This window comes from Pseudacidovorax intermedius (assembly GCF_001476815.1).
Lineage (GTDB): Bacteria > Pseudomonadota > Gammaproteobacteria > Burkholderiales > Burkholderiaceae_C > Xenophilus > Xenophilus intermedius_A.
In genome coordinates this window covers 1-14,837 of record NZ_LDSL01000152.1, presented here as the reverse complement: position 1 = coordinate 14,837, position 14,837 = coordinate 1, and the positions used below count along the sequence as shown (strand labels likewise).

Genomic DNA, 14,837 nt, shown 5'->3' with positions numbered 1-14,837 from the left:
CCACCGAGGCCTCGGTGGGCGTGAACCAGCCCGCGCGCATGCCGCCCAGGATGACCACCGGCAGCAGGATGGCGGGCAGCGCCTTCCAGGTCGTCAGCAGCACCTCGCGCAGCGGCGGCAGGCGGCCGTCGCCCTTGTAGTTGCGCTTTTTGGACACATGGAAGTTCACCACGCACATGGCCACCGCGATCAGGATGCCCGGCACGATGCCGGCCACGAAGAGCTGGCCCACCGACACTGTCTCGTCCTGCAGGGCGTAGATGATCATGATGATCGAGGGCGGGATGATCGGCCCCACGATCGCGGTGGAGGCGGTGAGCGCCGCCGCGTAGGCCCGGTCGTAGCCGGCCTTGTCCATCATGCGGATCATCATCGCGCCGGGACCGGCCGCGTCGGCCAGTGCCGAGCCCGAAATGCCCGAGAAGAAGGTCAGCGACACCACGTTCGTGTAGCCGAGCCCGCCGCGCTTGTGGCCCACGAACTGGCCGGCGAAGCGCAGCAGCACCTCGGTCAGCGAGCCGCCGCTCATCAGTTCGGCTGCCAGGATGAAGAAGGGCACCGCCATCAGCGGAAAGCTGTCGATGCCGGTGAAGGTCTCCTTCAGCAGCACCATCAGCGGATAGTTCTCGGCCAGCACCAGCGTGGTGGCCGTGGCCAGGCCCAGCGCGAAGGCCACCGGCACGCCGATGGCCAGGTACCCGCAGGCAGAAGCGATCAGCAGGAAGCTCGGGTCCATCATGGCCGTGCGTCCTTCACAGCGAGGCCGACGCGTTGGCGTCGAAATGCGCGTCGGACGCGAACTCGCGCCGCAGCACGTAGCCCTTGATCACGAACAGGAAGTGCACGATCAGCAGCACGCCGCCGATGGCCATGGCGCTGTAGATGTAGGCGAAGGGAATCTGCGTCACCGCCGTCATCTGGAACATGGTGCGCTGCATGTACAGCCAGCCGTACCAGACCATGAAGCCGAAGAAGGCCATCAGCAGCGCCGCCACGACGGCCCGCAGCGCGATGCCGCCGGCGCGGGGCAGGGCGTCCTGCAGGTTCTCCACCGCGATGTGGCCGCCGTAGCGCAGCACCGGCCCGGCCCCCAGGAAGGTCAGCCAGATCATCATGTGCCGCGACACCTCCTCGGCCCATTCGATGGACTCGCTGGTGGTGTAGCGCAGCACCACGTTGGTGAAGACGATGACCGACATGGCCGCCAGCAGCAGGATCAGCACCCAGCGGTTGACGGCGAGAAAGACGCGCTCGAAGGCTTGCATTGTTGGAAGAGGTCTGCAAGAAGAAGGAACGCCCGGCCGGGCCGAGCGCGAGGGAGAGAAGGAAGCGCCCCAATTCGCCTGCTGGACCCAGGCTCGGCCTGCGCCGCGCGCATCAGAGGGCCGCGGAGCAGGCCATGCGGGTAACACGCGCGGAACCGGCTTTGCCGGGCCGCTGCGTGTGCCCCCCTGCAAGGGGGTGGCCGGAGCGGACGCAGTCCGCGCAGGCTGGGGGTTTACCGAATCTCCTGGATCTTCTTCAGGTTGTCCGCGCCGAACTCCTTGGCGTAGCCGGCATAGGCGGGCTTGAGCGCCTCCTGGAACGCCACCTTGTCCACGTTCTTGGTCACCTTCATGCCCTGCGACTCCAGCATGGCGATGCCGTTGGCCTCGTCCTCGTTGACTTTTTTGCGCTGGGCCACGGCGGCCTTTTTCGCGGCCTCGACGAAGACCTTCTTGTCGCCATCGGACAGCTTGTTCCAGACCTTGGGCGACAGCAGCAGCAGGGCCGGCGAATACACGTGGCCGGTCAGCGACAGGTGCTTCTGCACCTGCGAGAACTTGGCCGCCAGGATCACGGGAATGGGATTCTCCTGCCCGTCCACCGTGCCCTGCTGCAGCGCGCCGAACAGCTCGGGGAAGGCCATGGGCGTGGGCAGGATGCCGAAGGTGCGGTAGCCGTCCATGTGCACCTTGTTCTCCATGGTGCGCATCTTCAGGCCCTTGGCGTCCTCGGGCTTGACGATGTCGCGCTTGGAATTGGTCATGTGGCGAAAGCCGTTCTCCGTCCAGGCCAGCGCGACGATGCCCTTGCTCGGGAACTTGGCCAGGATGTCCTGGCCCGTGGGCCCGTCCATCACCTTGCGCGCATGGTCGTAGTCGCGGAAGAGGAAGGGCACGTCCACGATCTTGACCTCGGGCACGAAGTTGCCGACCGGGCCGGTGGAGGTGTTGACCAGGTCCTGCGTGCCCAGCTGGATCGCCTCGATCTGCTCACGCTCGCCACCCAGCGCCGAGTTGGGGAAATGCTGGCACTTGTAGCGGCCCTGGGTGCCCTTCTCGACCTCGTCGCAGAACACCTTGGAACCCACGCCGTAGTGCGACTCGGGCGAGGTGGCATAGCCGATCTTGAGCGTGGTGGTCTGGGCGAGGGCGCCCGTGCCGCAGGCCAGCGCAAGGGCGGCAGCGGCGATGTGGCCGAGTTTCATGGTGTCTCCGACGTGATGTTGTGGTGCGGGGCTGCGGGTCGTGTGCTGCTGCAGAAAGGCGAGCGCGCAGGCGCGCCTGACTATGCCCTGACCGCATGCTGCGCTGCGTCAGTGCTTTCACGGACGCAGCGCGCGGTCATGCGGGCGACAGCCCGCGCCGCCGGGGCTGACCAAGGGCTGACGCAATCCGCACGCCGGGCGAGGGCCGCGCCCATACTGGCCGAGGGGCCGCCCAGCAGGCGCGGGGCCGCGCATTCGACGACAACAGGAGACAACGCATGGACGACATCGCACGGCGCACCGTGTCCAAGCTGAGCTGGCGGCTGCTGCCGCTGCTCATGGTCAGCTACTTCATCGCCTACCTGGACCGGGTCAACCTGGGCTTCGCGGGCGCCTCCATGTCCAGGGACCTGGGCTTCACCAGCACCGTGTTCGGCAATGCCGCCGGCATCTTCTTCGTCGCCTACTTCCTGCTCGAGGTGCCCAGCAACCTGGCGCTGGAGCGCTTCGGCGCGCGGCGCTGGATCGCCCGCATCATGCTCAGCTGGGGGCTGCTGTCGGCCATCCAGGCCGGCGTGGGCGGCGCCACCAGCTTCAACCTCGTGCGCTTCCTGCTGGGCGCGGCCGAGGCGGGCTTCTTTCCCGGCGTCATCTTCTACCTGACGCTGTGGTTTCCGGCCGCCTACCGGGCCCGCATTGTGGGCTGGTTCATGTTCGCGGTGCCCATTTCCACGGTGATCGGCTCGCCCATCTCCGGCTACATCCTGAACATGGAAGGCACGATGGGCCTGCACGGCTGGCAGTGGCTGTTCATCCTGGAGGCGCTGCCGGCGCTGGTGCTGGCCGGCGTGGTGCTGCTGTACCTGCCCGACGGTCCGGCCGAGGCGAGGTGGCTGACGAACGAGGAGCGGCAGTGGCTCACCACCACGCTGGCCGCCGAGCGCCGCAACCGCGAGGCGCTGCATGCCATCTCCTGGACCCAGTCGCTGCGCAACTGGCGCGTCATCGCCATGGGCTTCATCTACATGGGCATCACGGTGCCGCTGTACGGCCTGGGCTTCTTCCTGCCGCAGATCATCAAGGGCTTCGGCGGCCTGGGCAATGTGGAGGTGGGCTTCGTCAACGCCTTTCCCTACCTGGTGGGCGCCATCGCCATGCTGTTCTGGTCGCGCGCCTCGGACGCGCGGCGCGAGCGCAAGGCCTTCCTGCTGATCCCGCTGGCCTGCATCTTCGTCGGGCTGGTGGCTGCGGCCAACATCGCGGCGCCGGTGCCCAAGATGGCGGCCGTGACGCTGGCCGCCTTCGGCATCTTCAGCGCGCTGCCGGTGTTCTGGACCTTTCCCACGGCCATTCTGAGCGGCGTGGCCGCGGCGGCGGGCATCGCCTGGATCAACGCCATCGGCAACCTCGGCGGCTACATCGGCCCGACGATCTTCGGCCTGCTGCGCGACCGCATGGGCAACGACGTGTTCGCCGTGATGTTCCTCGCGCTGCTGTCGGTGCTGGCCCTCGTGCTGGTGCTGGCGATCGGCCACGACGCGCGGGCCGAGCAGGCGGCGACGCCGGCAGTCGCGCATTGAGAAGGGCAGCGCGCGGTTCTTATCGACCCAATAAGAAAGGGCGCCGCCGGCGCCCTTCGTGCTTCACATCCCCGTGTAGTTCGGCCCGCCGCCACCCTCCGGCGTGACCCACACGATGTTCTGCGTCGGGTCCTTGATGTCGCAGGTCTTGCAGTGCACGCAGTTCTGCGCGTTGATCTGCAGCCGCTCCTTGCCGCCGCCCGCCGCCTCGTCGGGCACGAACTCGTACACCCCCGCCGGGCAGTAGCGGCTTTCGGGGCCGGCGTACTCGGGCAGGTTGATGCGCGTGGGCACCGTCGGGTCCTTCAGCGTCAGGTGCGCCGGCTGGTTCTCTTCGTGGTTGGTGTTGCTGATGAACACCGAGCTCAGCCGGTCGAAGGTGAGCTTGCCGTCGGGCTTGGGGTAGGCGATCTTCCTGCACTCGGCCGCCGGCTTCAGGCGCGCGTGGTCGGCCTCGGTGCGGTGGATCGTCCAGGGGATGTGGCCGCGCAGCACGAACTGCTCGATGCCGGTCATCACCGTGCCCACCGTCAGGCCCTTCTTGAACCACTGCTTGAAGTTGCGCGCCTTGTACAGCTCGGTGTGCAGCCAGCTCTTCTCGAAGGCCTCGGGGTAGGACGACAGTTCGTCGAACTGGCGGCCCGCCTGCACCGCCTCGAAGGCGGCGTCGGCCGCCAGCATGCCGGTCTTGATGGCGGCATGGCTGCCCTTGATGCGGCTGGCATTGAGGTAGCCGGCCTCGCAGCCGATCAGCGCACCGCCCGGGAACACCGTCTTGGGCAGCGACAGCAGGCCGCCGGCCGTGATGGCCCGCGCACCGTACGAGATGCGCTTGGCAGGCTTCAGGCCCTGGTCCTGGCCTTCCAGGTACCAGCGGATGTTGGGGTGCGTCTTGAAGCGCTGGAATTCCTCGAAGGGGCTCAGGTGCGGGTTCTGGTAGTCCAGGCCCACCACGTAGCCGATGATCAGCTGGTTGTTCTCGGCGTGGTAGACGAAGGAGCCGCCGTAGGTGTCGTTGGGCAATGGCCAGCCGGCCGTGTGGATCGCCAGGCCCGGCTCGTGGCGGGCGGGGTCGATCTCCCACAGCTCCTTGATGCCGATGCCGTAGCTCTGCGGATCGCGCCCGTCGTCGAGCTTGAAGCGGGTGATGAGCTGGCGGCCCAGGTGGCCGCGGGCGCCTTCGGCGAAGAGGGTGTACTTGGCATGCAGTTCCATGCCGAGCTGGAAGTTCTCGGTCGGCTCGCCGTCCTTGCCGATGCCCAGGTTGCCGGTGGCCACGCCCTTGACGGAACCATCGTCGTTGTAGAGCACCTCGGCGGCCGGGAAGCCGGGGAAGATCTCCACGCCCAGTTCCTCGGCCTGCGTGGCCAGCCAGCGCACGACGTTGCCCAGGCTGACGATGTAGTTGCCGTCGTTGTGGAAGTTGGGCGGCAGCATGAAGTTGGGCACGCGCGTGGCGCCCGTCTCGCTCATGAGCAGGAAGGTGTCGGCCGTGACGGGCTGGTTCAGCGGTGCGCCCTTGGCCTGCCAGTCGGGGATCAGCTCGGTGAGCGCGCGCGGGTCCATGATGGCGCCCGACAGGATGTGGGCGCCGGGCTCCGAGCCCTTCTCCAGCACCACGACCGAGATTTCCTTGTCGTTGAGCGCGGCCAGCTGCTTGAGGCGGATGGCGGCCGAGAGGCCGGCCGGGCCGCCGCCGACGACCACGACGTCGTACTCGATGGCTTCGCGCGGGCCGAACTGGGCGAGGATCTCTTCTTGTGTCATCGGATGGGGCGGAGAGTGGATTCGAAGGAGGCGCGGCCGCAGGGCTGGCGCGCCTGTGAAGCATTGCGCATTCTAGGGGCCGGCCTCCAGTCGCATGGGTGACTGCGGGGCAGGGCGACACCACTGCCGCGGGCCCCGGGCGCGGGCCTACGATGCGTCGCCATGCGCATCGAGATTCCCGAACACAAGAAGCTGGTGTACGAGACGGCCATCCCCATCCGCTGGGGCGACATGGACGCCATGGGCCACCTCAACAACGGCAGCTACTTCCGCTACATGGAGACGGCCCGCATCGACTGGATGCGCTCGATCGGCTTCCAGCCCGACCCGAAGGGCGAGGGCATGGTGATCGTCAATGCCTTCTGCAACTTTTACCGCCAGATCGAGTACCCCGGCGACGTGCTGCTGCGCATGTACGTGAGCGACCCCGCACGCACCACCTTCGAGAGCTGGGCCACCATGGCCCGCGCCGAGGCGCCCGACCTCATCTGCGCGGCCGGTGGCGCGACGACGATCTGGGTGGACTTCCCGGCGCAGCAGGCACGGCCCCTGCCGGACTGGTTGCGGGCGCTGGTGTCGGGCTGAGCCTCAGCTACCCAGCACCAGCCGCGCCTCGAAGCCGCAGCCGCGGCCCGGCGGCGGCGAGATCAGCGACAGCGCTGCGCCCTGCTGTTGTGCGATGGTGGACACGATGGACAGCCCCAGCCCGTAGCCGGTGCGGTCGTCGGTCTGCCGCACGTGGCGCTCGCGCAGGGCCTTGAGTTGCTCGGGCGGCACGCCCGGCCCCGCATCGCGCACGACGAGCGTGGCCGGCGCGGCCACTTCCAGGTCCACGACGCCTTCGCGCGCATAGCGCAGCGCGTTCTCGATCAGGTTGCGCAGCGCGATGGCGAGGGCGTCCACGTCGCCCTGGGCCGGCGCCAGCGCCTCCTCGGGCAGGTGCAGCACCAGGCGCTGGGCGGCGCGGGCGTCCTGCCAGAACTCCTCGGCCACGGTGCCGGCCAGCTTGACCAGGTCCACCGGCCGGCGCGCCAGCGCGGCGGCGGATTCGGCGCGCGACAGCTGCAGCAGCTTCTCGGCGCGGTGGCTCAGCTGGCGCAGCGCTTCCAGGGCGGCCTCCACGTCGCTGCGCGCCAGGCCGTGGTCGAGCGCGGTCTGCAGGCGCAGGCGGGCGGCGGCCAGCGGCGTGCGCAGCTCGTGGGCGGCATTGGCGGCCAGGGCGCGTTCCACGTCCAGCGCATGGGCCAGGCGCTCCAGCAGGCGGTTGACGTCGTCGCTCACCGAGCGCAGTTCCTTGGGCAGCCCGGCCAGCTCGATGGGCCGCAGGTCGGTGCTGCCGCGCTGGGCGATCTCCTGGGCCAGCGTCTGCAGTGGCCGCAGCTCGGCCCGCGCGATGCGCCACAGCACCAGCCCCAGCAGCGGCAGCGCGGTGGCCAGCGGCACCATCAGGCCGAAGAGTGTGCGGTCCACCGCCTCGCGCCGCTCGGCGATGGGGTCGGCCACCTGCAGGTAGAGGTCGCGCGTGGGATGGCGCACGGTGTAGATGCGCCAGTCCGGCGTCACGGCGAAGCCGGGCGCGAGCGGCACGTCGAAGTAGTCGGGCCGGGCGTTGGACGAGCGCAGCAGCGGCCGCGTGCCGCCGTCCACCATCTGGTAGACCACCTCGTCCTGGATGAACAGCGGCGGCGGCGCCACCAGCGCCTGCGCCGGCACGTGGCCTTCCGACAGGCTGTCGTACTGCTCCACTGCGATGTCGAACATGCGGTGCGACACCTCGACCAGTTCGTTGTCGAAGTTGAAGCTGATTTCCCGGTCCACGTACCAGACCACGGCCAGCACGCACAGCAGCCAGATGGCGCCCACGGACAGGATCAGCGTGCGCGTGAGCCGGCCGGCGAGCGAGTTGTGCGCGGCGGCGATGCGCGCGGCGGTGCCGGCCGCGTCGGCCGCGGTCTCCGGGCGGTCGGCGGGCGGGGCGCCGACGCCGGCGGAGGCGGCCTCAGGCGGCACCGTCGGCCTCCGGCTCGGGTGCGTCGTTGCCGGGGGCCAGCCGGTAGCCCAGGCCACGCAGGGTCTGGATGTGCGAGCGGCCCAGCTTGCGCCGCAGCCGGCTGACGAAGACCTCCAGCGTGTTGCTGTCGGTGTCGTCGTCGAAGCCGTAGAGCGCATCGAGCAGCGCCTCGCGGCTGTGGATGCGCTCGGGCCGGCTCGCCATCACGCGCAGCAGCGCCCATTCCTTCTGCGTCAGCGTGACCGGCGTGCCCTGCACGCGGACCTGGTCGTTGCCCAGGTCGATCTCCAGCGCACCCAGGCGCACGGTGGCCGATTCCACGCTGCTGCGCCGGCGCTCCACGGCGCGCAGGCGCGCCAGCAGCTCGGCGGGGTCGTAGGGCTTGGTGAGGTAGTCGTCGGCACCCGCGTCGAGGCCGCGGATGCGGTCGCTGACCTGGTCGCGCGCGGTGAGAACGATGACGATGGGCCGCTCGGGCAGCGTGCGCAGGCCGGGCATCAGCTGCAGGCCGTCGCCGTCGGTCAGGTGCAGGTCCAGCAGCACGGCCGCGTAGCGCGCACCGGCCAGGGCGGCGCGGGCGCCCTCCAGGCTGGGCACGGCATCGACGATGAAGGCCTTGGCCCGCAGGTAGCTGCACACGGCATCGGACAGGTGCAGGTCGTCCTCGACGAGAAGAATGCGCATGGGTGGAGTCTAGGGGGTGGGCCGGTGGCGTCGCCTGCGGCCGCCGGCAAGTCAGCTGGGCGAAGGCTTCAGGTTTCATTCACGGCCCCTGCCTAGCATCGCGGGCGTCATCATGCCGTCAAAGTCTTCTGCTTCGCCCGTCGCGCTGGCCACGTTTTTGGCCTTCGCGCTCCTGGTGGCCTGGGATGCCGGCGGTGCGGACCTGCGCCTGGCGCAGTTGGTCGGCACGCCGATGGGTTTTCCGCTGCGCCACGACGCGCTGCTGACCACGGTCTTCCACAGCGACGGCAAGACGCTCGCCTGGCTGCTGGCGGCCGGCCTGCTTCTCGCCGTGAAGTGGCCCGTCGGCCCGTGGCGGCGCCTGCGCATGGCCGAGCGCTGGCAGCTGCCGCTGTCGATGCTGGCGGCCGTGGGCGCCGTGACGCTCATCAAGCGCTACAGCCTCACCAGCTGTCCCTGGGACCTGCAGGCCTTCGGCGGCGTGGCGGCCCAGGTGTCGCACTGGCGGCTGGGTGTGGCGGACGGCGGCCCGGGCCACTGCTTTCCCGCCGGCCATGCCTCGGCGGCCTTCGGCTTCGTCGGCGGCTGGTTCGTCTGGCGCCGCCATGTTCCCCGGCTGGCCGCGGCCTGGCTGGCGGCGGCGCTGGCGGGCGGGCTGGTCTTCGGCCTGGCGCAGCAGCTGCGCGGGGCGCATTTCCTCAGCCACACCCTCTGGAGCGCCTGGGTCTGCTGGAGCACCGGCTGGGCGGTCGACGCCCTGATGCACCGCACCCGGCGCCAGCCCGCACCCGTCGTCGCTGCCCATGCGGTGCAGCGCCCGACCTGAACCGATCCGACCCATGCGTCCCACCACCTCCTTCGGCCGGCCGATCGTGCTGCCCTCCCATCCGCTCGCGCCCACGCCCACCGGCAGCGGCCTGCTGGCGCCGCGGTCGCCGCAGCAGATCGTCCTGATCCTCACGGCCTATCTGCTGGCCGCCACCAACTGGCCGCTGTGGACCGAGCTGGCCCGCCTGGGCGGCGCGCCCAGCCTCTACCTGCCGGACGTGGCCGGCATGGCCTGGCTGCTGGCGGCAGGGCTGGTGGCGCTGCTGTCGCTCACTGCCTGGTCGCGCCATGCCAAGCCGCTGTGGTTCGGCCTGGTGCTGCTGGCGGCCGTGGTGCAGCACTACATGGCGACCTACCGCATGGTGATGGACCCGTCCATGGCCCTCAACGTGCTGCAGACCGACCCGGGCGAGGCGCGCGACCTGTTCAGCCTGCGCATGCTGGTGGATGTGCTCGTGGTGGCCTTGCCCGCGGCCTGGTGGCTCTGGATGGTGCCGGTGCGGCCGCAGCGTCCGCTGCAGGCCCTGTGGCGCAATGCGCTGCTGTTCGTGCTGGCCGTGGCGGCGGCCGTGGGTGGCGGCATGGCCATGTCGCGCCAGCTGGCACCGCTCATGCGCAACCAGCCGCACCTGCGATACATGATGAATCCGCTGGCCAGCGTCTATTCATTCGGCATGGCGGCCTCGCGGCCGATGCTGCACCGCAGCCGGCAACTGGTGCCGATCAGCGGCGGCGCGGCGCTGGGCGCCAGCTATGCCGGCCAGGCCCGGCCGCGCCTGCTGCTGCTGGTGGTGGGCGAGACGGCCCGGGCCGACCATTTCGGCCTCAACGGCTATGCGCGCGACACCACGCCGCAGCTCAAGGCGCGCGGCGTGGTGAGCTTTCGCGACATGCACTCCTGCGGCACCAACACCGCGGCCTCGGTGCCCTGCATGTTCTCGCACCTGGGCAAGCACGCGTACGAGGGCCGTTCGCAGGACTACGAGAACCTGCTCGACGTGCTGCAGGCGGCCGGCCTGGCCGTGCTGTGGGTCGACAACCAGTCGGGCTGCAAGGGCGTGTGCGACCGCGTGCCGCATGCCGCCGCCAACGACGCCGCGCAGGTGGCGGCCCATCCCCGACTGTGCAGCGAGGACGAATGCCTGGACGAGGTGATGCTAGACGGCTTGGACGCCCGCATCGCGGCGCTGCCGCCCGAGCGCGTGGCGCGGGGCGTGGTGCTGGTCATGCACGAGTTGGGCAGCCATGGCCCGGCCTACTACAAGCGCTCGCCGGCCGATGCCAAGCCCTACCAGCCCGAGTGCCGCACCGTGACGCTGGCCGACTGCGCGCACAGCGAACTGCTCAATGCCTACGACAACTCCATCGCCTACACCGACCGCTTCCTGGGCCAGACCATCGACTGGCTCAAGGCCCGGCATGAGCGCTTCGACACCGGCCTGGTGTACCTGAGCGACCACGGCGAGTCGCTGGGCGAATACGGCTTGTTCCTGCACGGCGTGCCCTATGCCTTTGCGCCGGAAGTGCAGAAGCACGTGCCCTTCGTCGCCTGGCTGGATGGCGGTCTGGGCGGGCGCACCGGCGTGCAGGACGCCTGTCTGCGCGCCCACGTGGACATGCCGCTCACGCACGACAACCTGTACCACACGGTGATGGGGCTGGTGGACGTGAAGAGCCCCACCTACCAGCCGGCGCTGGATGCCTTCGCCGGTTGCCGGGAAGCGCGCGGCGCGCACCCGGCCACCTCGGCAGGCTAGGACCGTTACCGACGCACGCTCAGTGGCGGGCCGGCGCAACTGTGCCGCCGTCCATCGCCCGGTGGCAGGCCAGCAGCAGCTCGAAGGCCTGGCGGGCGGCCTGCACGGCCGCCTCCGTGCGGGCCGGCTGGTCCGCGAGTTCCGTCTTCAGCTGGGCGACGAAGGCCTTCCATCGTGCGCCGGTGGCGCCGCCGGCGCCCTGCAGGTAACCCAGCCGCAGCGGCGCCATGGCCTGGGCGAGCCGCTTGTAGAGCACCTGGCCACCAAGCCTGGAACCCTGCAGCACATAGGCCAGCCCCCAGTCGGCACCGTCCGCCTGCAGCGCCGGCTGCGCCGCCGCGGGCATGGCGACGACGGGCGCGCGCCGGCCCGTCACCCGCTCGCACTCGGCCAGTTCCGCATCGAGGGCCACGGCTTCCTCGTCCAGCAGCGCCAGCCGGGCGCCGCCGTCCCGCAGCAGGCCCACCCAGGTCCGCAGCAGGGCCAGGTGCTGCTGGTAATCGCGTGGCCCGGCGCGGTCGCGCGCGAGCGGCAGGCCCGCATCCAGTTCGGCATGGAGCTGGGCCGTGGCGGCGCGCAGGCGTGCCAGCGGATCGGTGCCGGCGTCGGGCGAAGAGGTGGGGGCGGTGGCGTGTTCGGTCATGCGGGCGGCGAGCAGGGGGCACCGATCATAGGCAGCGCCGCCGAAGCCGGGCCGCCGTACGGTCTTGCCGGCTGCCCGGCACCGTGCGACCGTGCGGCCTCAGCCGCCCTTGGCCGCCTTGTCGCGCGGCACCCGGCCCATCAGGAAGAATTCCGGATTCGGCTGCATGCCGCTGAAGCTGGCCAGCCGGTTCGACAGCCCGAAGAAGGCGGTGATGGCGGCGATGTCCCAGATGTCCTCGTCGTCGAAGCCGTGGGCGTGCAGCGCCTGGAAGTCGGCCTCCTCGACCTCGTGCGACCGCTCGCAGACCTTCATGGCGAAGGCCAGCATCGCGCGCTGGCGCCCGGTGACGTCGGCCTTGCGCCAGTTGACGGCCACCTGGTCGGCCACCAGCGGCTTCTTCTCGTAGATGCGCAGCAGCGCGCCATGGGCCACCACGCAGTAGAGGCACTGGTTGGCCGCGCTGGTGGCGGTCACGATCATCTCGCGGTCGCCCTTGCTCAGGCTGCTGCGCCGGCCCACGCTCTCGGGCTCCATCAGCGCATCGTGGTAGGCGAAGAAGGCCCGCCATTCGGCGGGCCGTCGGGCCAGGGCCAGAAAGACGTTGGGCACGAAGCCGGCCTTTTCCTGCACCGCAAGGATGCGGGCCCGGATGTCCTCGGGCACCTGGTCGAGTTCGGCGAGCGGATAGCGGTGGCTCATGGCGTGATGTCTCCTGTCGTTGTGCGGTGCCGGAACGGTCGTTGCCATCATAGGCAGCACGGGCGTTGGCGGTGCGCAGGCCGCATTTGGCTATCGGTGCGATGAGCAGCTTCAACTTCACGCCGTGGATGCGAATGCCTAGCATTCATGTCCATGAACACCGCCACCACCCCCCGTCGCATCCTCGGTCTGATCATCAACGCCGGCGGCCTGGCCGTCGGGCTGGCCCAGGGCCTGAGCCTGCTGCGTTGAAGCGCAGCACCGGGCTGTTCAGCCCAGGCGCGCCGATGCCGGCGCGTCGCCCAGCACGGCGAGTTCGCTCTCGTCCTTGAGCTCCACGCCGGTGAGCCCCCGGCGCAGGGCCTCGCGCACCAGCCAGGCCAGCTTGAAGGCGGCAGCGTCGTAGCCCAGGCCTTCGGGCCGCACATTGGAGATGCAGTTGCGCTGCGCATCGTGCAGACCGCGGCGCGGCGCATGCGTGAGGTAGATGCCCAGGCTGTCCGGGCTGGAGAGCCCGGGCCGCTCGCCGATCAGGATGGCGGCCAGCCGCGCGCCCAGCGCCTCGCCCACCTCGTCCGCCAGCGCCACGCGGGCCTGGGTGGCGATGACGACGGGCGCCAGCGCCAGGCCGGCCGGCAGCTGGGCACGCAGCGCGGCGAGCAGCGGCCGCGCATGCCGCTCGATGGCCAGCGAGGACAAGCCGTCGCCCACCACCAGGCAGAGGTCGCAGGCGGGCGGCGCAGCGCCGCGCAGCGCGTCGGCATCGGCCGGGTCCAGGCGGCGGCCCAGGTCGGGCCGGCGCAGGTAGGTCGCGCGGTCGGGCGCCTGGCTCTTCACATGCCGCACCGGCCAGCCGTCCTGCGCGAGTGCCGCGGCCAGCGCCTGCGAATCCAGCGCGGCATGGATCGCGTCGCGCGCCATGGCATGCGCCCAGCCGAAGCGCAGCGTCTCGTCCGTGGGCATGCCGCTGCCCGCGCGGCCCAGGGCCAGCCGGGCCGGCGTCGCGGCGCGCCAGGCCTGCCAGCCGTCGTGGATGAGGGGGGAGGGCGTGGCGTCGCTCATGCCCGCGCTCCGGCGATCCGCAGCCGCTCCATGCCCTGCAGCAGCGCGGGGCTGCCGCCACGGCGCAGCCGGCCGTCCTCGCCCGTGATGCCCATGCGCTGCAGCCAGGCCTCGAATTCGGGCGCGCGCTTCAGGCCCAGGGTGTCGCGCAGGAAGAGGGCGTCGTGGAAGGAGGTGCTCTGGTAGTTCAGCATCACGTCGTCGGCACCCGGCACGCCGATCAGGAAGGTGAGGCCGGCGGTGGCCAGCAGCACCAGCAGCGTGTCCATGTCATCCTGGTCGGCCTCGGCATGGTTGGTGTAACAGACGTCGCAGCCGATGGGCAGGCCCATCAGCTTGCCGCAGAAATGGTCTTCCAGGCCGGCGCGGATGATCTGCTTGCCGTCGAACAGGTATTCCGGCCCGATGAAGCCCACCACCGTGTTGACCAGCAGCGGCCGGTAGCGGCGGGCCAGCGCATAGGCGCGCGCCTCGCAGGTCTGCTGGTCCACGCCGTGGTGCGCGTTGGCCGACAGGGCGCTGCCCTGGCCGGTCTCGAAATACATGACGTTGTCGCCCAGCGTGCCGCGGCCGAGGGCGCGGGCGGCGTCGCAGGCCTCGTCCAGCAGCGCGGGCGTGACGCCGAAGGACAGGTTGGCCTGCTCGGTGCCGGCGATGGACTGGAACACGAGGTCCACCGGCGTGCCCCGCGCCATCAGTTCCAGGGTGTTGGTGACGTGGGTCAGCACGCAGCTCTGGGTGGGAATGCCGAACTGGCCGATCACGTCCGCCAGCATGTGCTGCAGCCGCTCCAGCACCGGCAGGCTGTCGGACACCGGGTTGACGCCGATGACCGCATCGCCGGCGCCGTAGAGCAGGCCGTCCAGCATGGAGGCGGCGATGCCTTTCAGGTCGTCGGTCGGATGGTTGGGCTGCAGCCGCACGGCCAGGTGGCCGGGCAGGCCGATGGTGTTGCGGAACCGGCTGGTCACCCGGCACTTGCGGGCGACGGCGATCAGGTCCTGGTTGCGCATCAGCTTGGAGACGGCGGCCACCATCTCGGGCGTCAGGCCGGGCGCCAGCGCGCTCAGCACGGCGGTGTCGGCCGCGTCGGAGAGCAGCCAGTTGCGGAAGTCGCCGACCGTGAGATGGACCACCGGTGCGAAAGCCGCGGCATCGTGGCCGTCGACGATCAGGCGGGTGATGTTGTCGGTCTCGTAGGGAATCAGCGCCTCGGTCAGGAACTGGCGCAGCGGCGTGTCCGCCAGCACGTGGCGGGCCGCCATGCGCTGCTGGGCCGTGGCGGCGCCGATGCCGGCCAGGTAGTCGCCCGAGCGCGCCGGGCTGGCGCAGG

Annotated in this window: 14 protein-coding genes; 4 read left to right on the top strand and 10 right to left on the bottom strand. The window is 70.4% G+C overall.

The annotated features are described in order from the left end of the window. The 3 genes from NS331_RS21560 to NS331_RS21550 all read right to left on the bottom strand — a co-directional run. The coding region (locus tag NS331_RS21560) for a TRAP transporter large permease (protein WP_153012973.1) at nucleotides 1-736 on the bottom strand (736 nt) is incomplete at its 3' end. Between the two features lie 16 nt (nucleotides 737-752). Beyond that, nucleotides 753-1,265 (bottom strand): TRAP transporter small permease, encoded by a 513-nt coding sequence (locus NS331_RS21555; RefSeq protein ID WP_058643999.1) that lies wholly within the window; start codon nucleotides 1,263-1,265, stop codon nucleotides 753-755. Nucleotides 1,266-1,498: 233 nt separating this feature from the next. Next, nucleotides 1,499-2,470 carry a TRAP transporter substrate-binding protein gene (locus tag NS331_RS21550; RefSeq protein WP_058643998.1) on the bottom strand — a complete coding sequence of 324 codons (972 nt, stop codon included), beginning with the start codon at nucleotides 2,468-2,470 and terminating at the stop codon, nucleotides 1,499-1,501. A 278-nt stretch (nucleotides 2,471-2,748) separates the two neighbouring features. Between NS331_RS21550 and NS331_RS21545 the strand changes: the two genes are divergently transcribed. Beyond that, complete coding sequence (locus tag NS331_RS21545; protein ID WP_058643997.1) at nucleotides 2,749-4,050, top strand: MFS transporter; 1,302 nt, start codon at nucleotides 2,749-2,751, stop codon at nucleotides 4,048-4,050. Between the two features lie 63 nt (nucleotides 4,051-4,113). On the opposite strand, the gene NS331_RS21540 is transcribed toward NS331_RS21545, so the two are convergent. Further along, nucleotides 4,114-5,817, bottom strand: coding sequence for an electron transfer flavoprotein-ubiquinone oxidoreductase (locus tag NS331_RS21540; protein ID WP_058643996.1), 1,704 nt, complete (start codon nucleotides 5,815-5,817; stop codon nucleotides 4,114-4,116). A gap of 162 nt (nucleotides 5,818-5,979) precedes the next feature. Between NS331_RS21540 and NS331_RS21535 the strand changes: the two genes are divergently transcribed. Then, a complete protein-coding gene (locus NS331_RS21535) occupies nucleotides 5,980-6,402 on the top strand; it encodes an acyl-CoA thioesterase (RefSeq protein WP_058643995.1) in 423 nt (140 codons plus the stop codon). A gap of 3 nt (nucleotides 6,403-6,405) precedes the next feature. On the opposite strand, the gene NS331_RS21530 is transcribed toward NS331_RS21535, so the two are convergent. Both NS331_RS21530 and NS331_RS21525 read right to left on the bottom strand, forming a co-directional pair. Then, nucleotides 6,406-7,737 (bottom strand): sensor histidine kinase, encoded by a 1,332-nt coding sequence (locus tag NS331_RS21530; RefSeq protein ID WP_058644001.1) that lies wholly within the window; start codon nucleotides 7,735-7,737, stop codon nucleotides 6,406-6,408. A 79-nt stretch (nucleotides 7,738-7,816) separates the two neighbouring features. Continuing rightward, a complete protein-coding gene (locus NS331_RS21525) occupies nucleotides 7,817-8,512 on the bottom strand; it encodes a winged helix-turn-helix domain-containing protein (RefSeq protein WP_058643994.1) in 696 nt (231 codons plus the stop codon). A gap of 157 nt (nucleotides 8,513-8,669) precedes the next feature. On the opposite strand from NS331_RS21525, the gene NS331_RS21520 reads away from it, so the two are divergent. Together NS331_RS21520 and NS331_RS21515 are read left to right on the top strand one after the other, a co-directional pair. Next, entirely contained in the window at nucleotides 8,670-9,338 is a 669-nt protein-coding gene (locus NS331_RS21520; protein WP_242873851.1) for a phosphatase PAP2 family protein, read from the top strand. 13 nt (nucleotides 9,339-9,351) lie between these two features. Beyond that, the gene (locus tag NS331_RS21515) at nucleotides 9,352-11,097 is read left to right on the top strand and encodes a phosphoethanolamine transferase (protein ID WP_082702679.1); all 1,746 of its coding nucleotides are present in this window, start codon (nucleotides 9,352-9,354) and stop codon (nucleotides 11,095-11,097) included. 19 nt (nucleotides 11,098-11,116) lie between these two features. On the opposite strand, the gene NS331_RS21510 is transcribed toward NS331_RS21515, so the two are convergent. The 4 genes from NS331_RS21510 to NS331_RS21495 all read right to left on the bottom strand — a co-directional run. Next, nucleotides 11,117-11,740, bottom strand: coding sequence for a biliverdin-producing heme oxygenase (locus NS331_RS21510; protein WP_058643992.1), 624 nt, complete (start codon nucleotides 11,738-11,740; stop codon nucleotides 11,117-11,119). A gap of 99 nt (nucleotides 11,741-11,839) precedes the next feature. Then, on the bottom strand, nucleotides 11,840-12,442 hold the full coding sequence (locus NS331_RS21505) for a peroxidase-related enzyme (RefSeq protein WP_058643991.1): 603 nt from the start codon (nucleotides 12,440-12,442) through the stop codon (nucleotides 11,840-11,842). 270 nt (nucleotides 12,443-12,712) lie between these two features. Next, nucleotides 12,713-13,504: an ethanolamine ammonia-lyase subunit EutC gene (gene eutC / locus NS331_RS21500; RefSeq protein ID WP_058643990.1), complete on the bottom strand. Its 792-nt coding sequence runs from the start codon at nucleotides 13,502-13,504 to the stop codon at nucleotides 12,713-12,715. Further along, nucleotides 13,501-14,837, bottom strand: a 1,337-nt coding sequence (locus NS331_RS21495; RefSeq protein ID WP_058643989.1) for an ethanolamine ammonia-lyase subunit EutB, incomplete at its 5' end; no start/stop codon positions are given. The genes eutC and NS331_RS21495, both read right to left, overlap by 4 nt.

Coding starts and splice junctions, on each gene's coding strand:
- NS331_RS21505 (WP_058643991.1), bottom strand. CDS start 12,442: ATGAGCCACCGCTATCCGCTCGCCGAACTCGACCAGGTGCCCGAGGAC.
- NS331_RS21510 (WP_058643992.1), bottom strand. CDS start 11,740: ATGACCGAACACGCCACCGCCCCCACCTCTTCGCCCGACGCCGGCACC.
- NS331_RS21540 (WP_058643996.1), bottom strand. CDS start 5,817: ATGACACAAGAAGAGATCCTCGCCCAGTTCGGCCCGCGCGAAGCCATC.
- eutC (WP_058643990.1), bottom strand. CDS start 13,504: ATGAGCGACGCCACGCCCTCCCCCCTCATCCACGACGGCTGGCAGGCC.
- NS331_RS21555 (WP_058643999.1), bottom strand. CDS start 1,265: ATGCAAGCCTTCGAGCGCGTCTTTCTCGCCGTCAACCGCTGGGTGCTG.
- NS331_RS21535 (WP_058643995.1), top strand. CDS start 5,980: ATGCGCATCGAGATTCCCGAACACAAGAAGCTGGTGTACGAGACGGCC.
- NS331_RS21525 (WP_058643994.1), bottom strand. CDS start 8,512: ATGCGCATTCTTCTCGTCGAGGACGACCTGCACCTGTCCGATGCCGTG.
- NS331_RS21545 (WP_058643997.1), top strand. CDS start 2,749: ATGGACGACATCGCACGGCGCACCGTGTCCAAGCTGAGCTGGCGGCTG.
- NS331_RS21550 (WP_058643998.1), bottom strand. CDS start 2,470: ATGAAACTCGGCCACATCGCCGCTGCCGCCCTTGCGCTGGCCTGCGGC.
- NS331_RS21515 (WP_082702679.1), top strand. CDS start 9,352: ATGCGTCCCACCACCTCCTTCGGCCGGCCGATCGTGCTGCCCTCCCAT.